This is a genomic window from uncultured Flavobacterium sp. (assembly GCF_963925415.1).
Lineage (GTDB): Bacteria > Bacteroidota > Bacteroidia > Flavobacteriales > Flavobacteriaceae > Flavobacterium.
This window is the reverse complement of sequence record NZ_CAWUTS010000072.1, coordinates 1-8,924: the sequence shown is the minus strand read 5'-3', so window position 1 is coordinate 8,924 and position 8,924 is coordinate 1. Positions and strand designations below refer to the sequence as shown.

The window sequence follows — 8,924 nt, the reverse complement described above, 5'->3', positions numbered from 1 at the left end:
TACTATTTGATATTTAAAGTAACTAATTACACATATTGTATTGGTAATTTCAATGTTACTTTTGTGCCTGTTTGGTTATTTTCGTTTAGTTCTTCCATTTCTATTTCAGCTGATTGTAAAATCGTGGCTTCCATAATTTCTAATCTTTTTTTGGTAATATCCAATGCCATCGATTTATGAGCAGTTACCGAATTTTCTTTCCTTGTTTTAGATTCCGACAATCCAATGCCATCATCGGTTATGGTGCAAATTAATTTTCCGTTTTGTTGGTCAAATTGTACTTCAATGTGTCCGTTTTCTTCTTTTGGCACAATGCCATGAAGAATTGCGTTTTCAACAAATGGCTGAATCAATAACGTTGGCAAACCCACATTAAACTCCACATTTTCAGTTGCATGAATCGAAAAATCAAAGGCATTATGAAAACGCAATTGTTCGAGTTCTAAATAATTTTGTAAACTTTCTATTTCTTTATCAGCTCTAATTCCGTCATACACAATATTTGCTACAAAACCAGCTGTATAAACCGCTTCTTTTCTGTGCGAGTAAAAAGCTTCTTCTATTACTTTCAGATAACGTTCAATAAACTCTTGTATGGTCGCCGTAAAAGTCTTTTTCTTGTTTTTTACGCTATGGCGTAGGGTGCATTTTTTTTGAGCCAATTTCGCCCTGTATTCTCCACTACGTCCATCTGAATTTCTCTTTAATTCCCTGCTGATTGTTGATTTATTAGCGCCCACTTTGTAGGCGATTTCTGACTGGGATAATTTCTGATCATTAAGGATGGAAATTTCATACCTTATAAGGGTGTCCATAAATTGTGTATTTTTTAATACAAAAAAAAAGCATATTTGACAAATATATATTACATATATTTAAAAAACAAAATTATTTATGTTAATTTTTTCCCTTTGTTTTTGTGCACCATTGCAACTAATATTTTTTTATCGGACATTAATTATTTTTAAACTATTTTTGTTTTAATTGTAATATTAATATAGAGTAAGTTTTTAGTATTAAATTAAAAATTTATCAAATAGATGCTTTGAGTTATTATTGAATAATTTTACCAATTATTCATTTCATTTAATTTACGAAAACGTTTTCTTTTTTGTAATTTTACATTTCCTAAAAATTAAAATATGTGCGCCAATTATAAAATTTCTGTAAATCTACAGAACACTTTTTATTTTAAAGAAAGCGATTTACTTCATTTGGATGATATACACTTATCCAATCAAAATTTCCATGTACTAAAGGCAAATAAGCCATATTTGGCAGCGCTAGTTTCAAGTAATCTATTCTCCAAAAAATATACGGTTAAAGTAAATAATTCGATTTTTGAAGTAGTTATCGAAAATGAATTAGACCAATTAATCAACGGAATGGGAATTGAAAAAGGAAAAACCAAAGTCATAAATGCAATTAAAGCACCTATGCCGGGTTTAATTTTACAAATCGATGTTGTAGTTGGTCAAGAAGTCAAAGAAAACGACTCTTTACTAATTTTAGAAGCCATGAAAATGGAAAACAGTTTTCTTTCTCCAAGAGACGGAATCATTAAATCTATTTTGGTTGAAAAAGGAAATGCGGTTGAAAAAGGAGAATTGTTAATTGAATTTGAGTAATTAGTGTTTAGGGTTCAGTTTTTAGTGTTCAGTAGAATTCAAAAAATTGAAACATTATACAATTAAATTAATTTGTGTATTTGCGGTCAAAAAAAATATAATGATAAAAAAAATAACAAAAATATTAGTTGCCAATCGTGGTGAAATTGCCATTAGAGTCATGAAAACAGCTCAAAAAATGGGCATTAAAACTGTTGCGGTTTATTCAACAGTCGATCGAAACGCCTTACATGTTAAATTTGCCGACGAAGCTGTTTGTATTGGCGAATCAGCATCGAGTCAATCCTATCTTAGGGCTGATAAAATTATTGAAGTAGCAAAAGAATTAAATGTTGATGCGATTCACCCAGGTTATGGGTTTTTGAGCGAAAACGCACAATTTGCTGAATTATGTGAAAAAAATAACATCATTTTTATTGGACCAAAATCCAAAGCTATTAAAATGATGGGAAATAAATTATCTGCCAAAGAAGCAGTAAAAAATTACGATATTCCAATGGTTCCTGGAACAGAACATGCCATTACTGATGTTGATGAAGCAAAGAAAATTGCAACTCAAATTGGATTTCCAATATTAATTAAAGCTGCTGCTGGGGGTGGTGGAAAAGGAATGCGAATTGTAGAAAAAGAAGCCGATTTTACCTCTCAAATGGATAGAGCTATTTCGGAAGCTATAAATGCCTTTGGTGATGGAGCAGTTTTTATTGAAAAATATATTACTAAACCAAGGCATATTGAAATTCAAATAATGGCTGATAGTCACAGTAATATTATTCATATTTTTGAACGCGAATGCAGTATCCAACGAAGACACCAAAAAGTAGTGGAAGAAGCTCCTTCAAGTGTATTGACTCCAAAATTGCGTCAAAAAATGGGAGAAGCAGCTATAAAAGTCGCCAGAGCTTGTGATTATTTAGGAGCTGGAACAGTTGAGTTTTTATTAGATGATCAACACAATTTTTATTTTTTAGAAATGAATACACGTTTGCAAGTTGAGCATCCGGTTTCTGAAATTATAGCAGGTTTAGATTTAGTAGAATTGCAAATAAAAGTTGCACAAGGTGAAGCTTTGCCGATGAAACAAGAAGATTTAAAAATAACAGGTCATGCCATGGAACTTCGTATATATGCAGAAGATCCTTTAAATGATTTTTTGCCAAATGTAGGTTTTTTAAGTACATATGTATTGCCAGAAGGTAAAGGAATTCGTGTAGATAATGGAATCGAGCAAGGTATGGACGTTCCTATTTACTATGACCCAATGCTCTCAAAACTAATTACTTATGGTAAAAATCGTGAAGAAGCTATTGCTTTAATGATAAAAGCCATCGATAATTATCATATTGAAGGTGTAGTAACTACTTTAGCTTTCGGTAAATTTGTAATGCAACATCAAGCTTTTCGTTCAGGAGATTTTGACACAGGTTTTGTAAAAAATTACTATGATACCAAACAACTAAAAGCTCAACACTCAATTGAAGCTGAAATTGCAGCAATGATAGCTTTAAAACAATATTTGAATGATTTGAAATTGGTAAAATTGCCTAATTAGAAGATAGAAATAAGAATAAACATGCAAGACAAAATAAAAATATTAAACGATAAAATAGCTTTAGCCAAACAGGGTGGCGGCGAAGCACGAATTGCAAAGCATCACGAAAAGAAAAAATTGACAGCCAGAGAGCGAGTTCATTATCTTATGGATGAGGGTTCTTTTGAAGAAATGGGCATGTTAGTCACACATAGAACCACTGATTTTGGAATGGAGAAAGAAATTTATTATGGTGATGGAGTAGTAACAGGTTACGGAACGATCAATGAAAGATTGGTCTATGTTTTTGCACAAGATTTTACAGTTTTTGGAGGTTCATTGTCTGAAACTCATGCCGAAAAAATTTGTAAAGTAATGGATATGGCTCTTAAAAATGGCGCTCCAATGATAGGGTTAAACGATTCAGGAGGAGCTCGAATTCAAGAAGGTGTTCGTTCGCTAGGTGGTTATGCTGATATTTTTTATAAAAATGTACAATCAAGTGGTGTAATTCCTCAAATTTCTGCAATTATGGGGCCTTGTGCTGGTGGAGCCGTTTATTCTCCTGCTATGACCGATTTTACCATGATGGTAGAAGGTAGTAGTTATATGTTTGTTACAGGTCCAAATGTGGTTAAAACCGTTACCAATGAAACCGTAACTTCAGAAGAATTAGGTGGCGCAAGTACACATTCCACAAAATCAGGTGTAGCTCATATTACCTCTCCAAATGGTGTGGAATGTTTAGAAGATATTAAACGATTATTAAGTTATTTGCCTCAAAATAATAGAGAAAATGCTCCAAAATTAGACTATATTTTAAATGATGAAATTAGAGAAAAATTAGACACCATTATACCTGATAATACTAACAAACCTTATGATATGCATGATGTGATTGGTCATATTATTGATCAAGATAGTTTCTTTGAAATTCACAAAGATTTTGCCGAAAACATCATTGTTGGTTTTGCTCGTTTAGGTGGAAGAAGTATTGGAATTATTGCAAATCAACCCATGATTTTAGCCGGAGTTTTAGATGTTAAAAGTTCAACTAAGGCAGCTCGTTTTGTTCGTTTTTGTGATGCATTTAATATACCTCTTTTGGTTTTAGAAGATGTGCCCGGATTTTTACCAGGAACTGATCAAGAGTGGAATGGAATTATCATTCACGGTGCAAAACTGTTGTATGCTTTTAGCGAAGCAACCGTGCCCAGAATAACGGTAATTACAAGAAAAGCTTATGGTGGTGCTTATGACGTAATGAACTCAAAACACATTGGTGCCGACATGAATTTTGCTTGGCCAAGTGCAGAAATTGCTGTTATGGGTGCAAAAGGAGCTTCTGAAATTATTTTTAAAAATGAAATTGCAGCAGCTTCAAATCCAGAAGAAAAGCTAAAAGAAAAAGAAGCTGAATATGCTGAATTATTCGCAAATCCTTACACAGCAGCACAAAGAGGTTTTGTAGATGAGGTAATTGAACCTAGATTTACCAGAAGAAAATTAATAAAAGCATTCAGCATGTTAGAAAATAAAGTGGTCGATACACCAAAACGTAAACACGGAAATATTCCTTTATAATTTTTAGCATTCATAGTCTAGTAAGAATTTGCCAGTAGCAGGGTTATTGGCTTTATAATCAGATTTTTTGCAGTTGTTTAAAATTTGAATATGTAACAAAAACATATTTATTTAAACTAAAAGAACAAAAAAAACGTTTTAAATACTGTTATATTTTCCTATTTTTGTTTTATAAATTCAATATAATTTTTTTATGTCAATTTATAACTATTAAAATTAAATTACATGAAATTATTCAAAACAGTACTCTTTATATCTTTACTATACATTTCATCTTATGCACAAGATAAATCTTTTTTAAACCCGAAGTTAGATTTAGAAAAACGCATAGAAATATTAATGAATCAAATGACACTCGATGAAAAAGTAGGTCAAATGAATCAATACAATGGCTTTTGGGACGTAACAGGCCCTGCACCAAAAACAGGAGATGCAGAACTTAAATACGAGCATTTAAAAAAAGGCTTGGTTGGAAGTATGCTTTCTCTAAAGGGTGTAAAAGACATAAAAAAAGTTCAAAAAATTGCTGTAGAACAAACCCGATTGGGAATTCCTTTGATAATAGGTTTAGATGTAATACATGGATATAAAACATTGAGCCCAATACCCTTAGCAGAGTCTGCTAGTTGGGATTTAGAGGCTATTCAAAACTCTGCAAGTGTTGCAGCAGCTGAAGCAGCAGCATCTGGAATTAATTGGACATTTAGCCCAAATGTTGACCTTAGCCATGATGCCCGATGGGGCAGAGTTATGGAAGGGGCTGGAGAAGACCCATATTTGGGTAGTTTAATTGCAAAAGCTCGTGTGCAAGGCTTTCAAGGAACCGATTTGTCAAATCCTTTTACAATAGCCGCATGTGCCAAACATTTTGCAGGTTATGGTTTTGTGGAGTCGGGTAAAGAATACAATCCAGCAGACATGAGTAACTCAACTTTGTATAACATGGTTTTACCCCCTTTTAAAGCAGCAAAAGATGCAGGTGTTTGTACTTTTATGAATTCATTTAATACCTTAAATGGTGTGCCTGCTACAGGGAATGATTTTTTATTGCGAAAAATTTTAAAAGGCAATTGGAATTTTAAAGGTTTTGTAGTTTCAGACTGGGGATCCATTAATGAAATGACAGTACACGGTTTTACAGAGAATAATAGAGAAGCTACCCAAAAAGCGGTTCAAGCAGGATGTGATATGGATATGGAATCCTATTCATATGTTAAACACTTGGCAGCACTTGTAAAACAGGGTAAGATAGAAATGTCGTTAATTGACGATGCTGTTTATCGTATATTAAAAGTAAAATTTAAATTGGGTTTATTTGATAATCCATATGCTTATTTAGATGAAAAAAGAGAAAGCGAAACAGTTGGTAGTGATAAAATTCAAGAAGCTGTTTTAGATATGGCAAAAAAATCTATTGTTTTACTCAAAAATCAAAACAATATATTGCCACTAAAAAAAACGGGTAAAAAAATAGCATTAATAGGGCATCTTGCCGCTGATAAAAGCAGTGCTTTGGGTGGCTGGAGGGTCGCTTCAGATGATGAAACCGGAATTTCTGTATTTGAGGGAATGTCCAAGTATCAAGGCAATAGTTTAACCTATGAAAGAGGTGTAAAGCTTTGGGAAGGTGAAACAAATTTTGTTAAAGAAGTACTTATCAATCAAACAGATGAATCGGGAATTTTAGAAGCTGTAGCATTAGCAAAAGAGTCAGATGTAGTAATACTGGTTTTAGGAGAACATGGTTTTCAAAGTGGTGAAGCTCGTAGTAGAGCATCACTCGATTTGCCTGGTTTGCAACAGCACATGTTAGAAGAAATATATAAGGTCAATAAAAATATAGTTTTAGTGCTTCAAAACGGAAGACCCCTGGCCTTGCCCTGGGCAGCAGAGCATATACCGGTAATTGTTGAAGCATGGCAACTGGGAACACAATCGGGCAATGCTATAGCTCAAGTTTTATACGGAGATTATAATCCAAGTGGTAAACTGCCTATGTCATTTCCTAGACATGTAGGTCAATGCCCAATTTACTATAATCATTTAAATACGGGTAGGCCTTTAAATAATTCTGATGATGTTTTTTGGTCACATTTTTCAGATGTAAAAAACACTCCTCTATGGCCTTTTGGTTATGGATTAAGTTTTACCACTTTCTCCTATGGAATTCCAAAATTAAATCAATTGGAATATAAAAACGGCGAAAGTATTGAACTAGAAGTTACCGTTACAAATTCAGGAAATAAAGAAGGTAAAGAAGTGGTTCAATTGTATATTCAAGATGTTTCTGCCAGCATTGTTAGGCCTGTAAAAGAGTTGAAAGGTTTTCAAATGATTTATTTAAAAGCTGGTGAGCATAAAAAAGTTATTTTCAAATTAACAAATGATGAATTGGGCTTTTATAATAATGAAGGTTTGTATGTGGTTGAGACAGGAAAGTTTAATGTTTTTGTAGGAACAAATTCAGTTGATGTTCAAAAAACAGAATTCCAATTAAATTAAAAAAATCTAATTATGTTTTTATTTCGTTTCCTTTTGCTAATCACTTTTTTTAATGTTGCCACAAATTTTGCACAAAATACTACAGCATATAAAGTAGTAAATGGTGATACTTTTTATGCCATAGCAAAAAAAAATAATATTTCTGAATCGGTTATTTATGATTTGAATCCTAGTATAAAAGGGAAAGTGTTAAAAGTTGATTCAGTTTTAAATCTTCCACCAATTAATTCCAATACAAAAAAAACAGAAGAATTTCATATTGTAGCTCAAAATGATTCGTACTTTTCAATAGCTAAAAAATATAAAATTAATGTTGGCGATTTAAAGAAAAACAACCCTGATGTTAATCCAAATCGCCTTCAAATAGGAACGAAAATTAAACTAAATATTTTAAAAAATACAACTGTAAATATTTATCATATCATTAAAAAAGGTGAAACGTTAGGTTCTATTGCAGAAGATTATGATATAGGCTTAAGTACTTTAAAAAGACTAAATCCAAAAACAAAAAAACTCATTCACATCGGACAAAAACTTTTAATAAAAGAAACCGCAAAACCAGTTGAAATAACATCAGGTACAATTGAAACAAGCAAAAAAAATAAGGAAGCCAAATTGTTTGTTGAAGAATTTGATGACGGTATAGAGGAGTTAGACGATTCAGGAGAGATTTTTCATGTGATAAAAAAAGGAGAAACACTAAATTCTATATCCAGAAATTACAGTTTAACTCTAGACGAACTGCGTTTTTTAAATCCCAAGCAAAGTTCGGCTTTAGCAATTGGAGAAAAGTTATTGATTAAAAGATCAAATACTGCTATTGTTGAAATTCAACCTGCAATTGTTTATGAAGAAATAGAAGAAAATATTGATGATACAGCAGACTTGTCTGTTGAAAGTTTGTCAAAAGCAGCATTATTAATTGAAAAGTCTGAGGCGTATTTAGGTGTAAAATACAGATATGGAGGCATGTCTAAAAAAGGTATTGATTGTTCGGGATTAATGATAAAACTATATGATGAACTTGAAATCGAATTGCCTCGTACTTCAGCGGAACAATCCAATTTAGGTAAAAAAATTAAAAAATCAAAAGCCCAAAAAGGCGATTTAATTTTCTTTTCAACCAATGGAAAAGGTTCCATAAATCATGTAGGAATGATTACTGATGTTGATGATGATGATATTAAATTTATTCATGCATCATCAAGTAATGGAGTTGTAATTTCTTCTCTGTATGAAAAATACTATTCCAAACGATTTAAAAAAATCAATAGAATTTTACAATAGATTATCAATTTTTTCAGCCAACTCTTTATCCTTATCCGTTACAGTGTTTCCAGAATCATGTGTAGTTAAAGTAATAGTTACTTTATTATATACATTACTCCACTCAGGGTGATGGCTCATTTTTTCGGCAACTAAAGCAACTTTAGCCATAAAAGAAAAGGCTTCTATAAAATTTTTAAAAATAAATGTTTGCGTCAATTTGTTGTTTTCTTCTAACCACATAGTTGTTTTTATTTATATTAATTTCCTTTTATTCGCACTACTAATTTATGAAATATTTTGCCAAAATTATTTGGTTTTTTTTGACTTAACTCATAAGTGCCATCTTCATTAAAAACTAAAGGAAAAAAGAACTCAGCTTTGTTGTTTTCAATATTTATAGCTCCAAATTT

The 8,924-nt window shown here is 32.0% G+C and carries 7 protein-coding genes; 5 read left to right on the top strand and 2 right to left on the bottom strand.

Annotated features, from left to right (window positions below):
- Positions 1-26: 26 nt before the first annotated feature.
- Positions 27-815, bottom strand: a complete 789-nt coding sequence (locus AABM47_RS05600) for a helix-turn-helix domain-containing protein (RefSeq protein WP_338409946.1) — start codon at positions 813-815, stop codon at positions 27-29.
- Positions 816-1,142: 327 nt separating this feature from the next.
- On the opposite strand from AABM47_RS05600, the gene AABM47_RS05595 reads away from it, so the two are divergent.
- The 5 genes from AABM47_RS05595 (at position 1,143) to AABM47_RS05575 (ending at position 8,532) form a co-directional block, all read left to right on the top strand.
- Complete coding sequence (locus tag AABM47_RS05595) at positions 1,143-1,628, top strand: acetyl-CoA carboxylase biotin carboxyl carrier protein subunit (RefSeq protein ID WP_338409945.1); 486 nt, start codon at positions 1,143-1,145, stop codon at positions 1,626-1,628.
- Positions 1,629-1,740: 112 nt separating this feature from the next.
- Complete coding sequence (gene accC, locus AABM47_RS05590) at positions 1,741-3,180, top strand: acetyl-CoA carboxylase biotin carboxylase subunit (protein ID WP_338409947.1); 1,440 nt, start codon at positions 1,741-1,743, stop codon at positions 3,178-3,180.
- 21 nt (positions 3,181-3,201) lie between these two features.
- On the top strand, positions 3,202-4,743 hold the full coding sequence (locus AABM47_RS05585) for an acyl-CoA carboxylase subunit beta (protein WP_338409944.1): 1,542 nt from the start codon (positions 3,202-3,204) through the stop codon (positions 4,741-4,743).
- 225 nt (positions 4,744-4,968) lie between these two features.
- On the top strand, positions 4,969-7,245 hold the full coding sequence (gene bglX / locus AABM47_RS05580; RefSeq protein WP_338409943.1) for a beta-glucosidase BglX: 2,277 nt from the start codon (positions 4,969-4,971) through the stop codon (positions 7,243-7,245).
- A 12-nt stretch (positions 7,246-7,257) separates the two neighbouring features.
- Positions 7,258-8,532, top strand: a complete 1,275-nt coding sequence (locus AABM47_RS05575) for a LysM peptidoglycan-binding domain-containing protein (protein WP_338409942.1) — start codon at positions 7,258-7,260, stop codon at positions 8,530-8,532.
- Here AABM47_RS05575 and AABM47_RS05570 read toward each other — a convergent pair.
- Positions 8,524-8,754: a 4a-hydroxytetrahydrobiopterin dehydratase gene (locus AABM47_RS05570; RefSeq protein WP_338409941.1), complete on the bottom strand. Its 231-nt coding sequence runs from the start codon at positions 8,752-8,754 to the stop codon at positions 8,524-8,526. The genes AABM47_RS05575 and AABM47_RS05570 overlap by 9 nt on opposite strands.
- Positions 8,755-8,924: the final 170 nt, after the last annotated feature.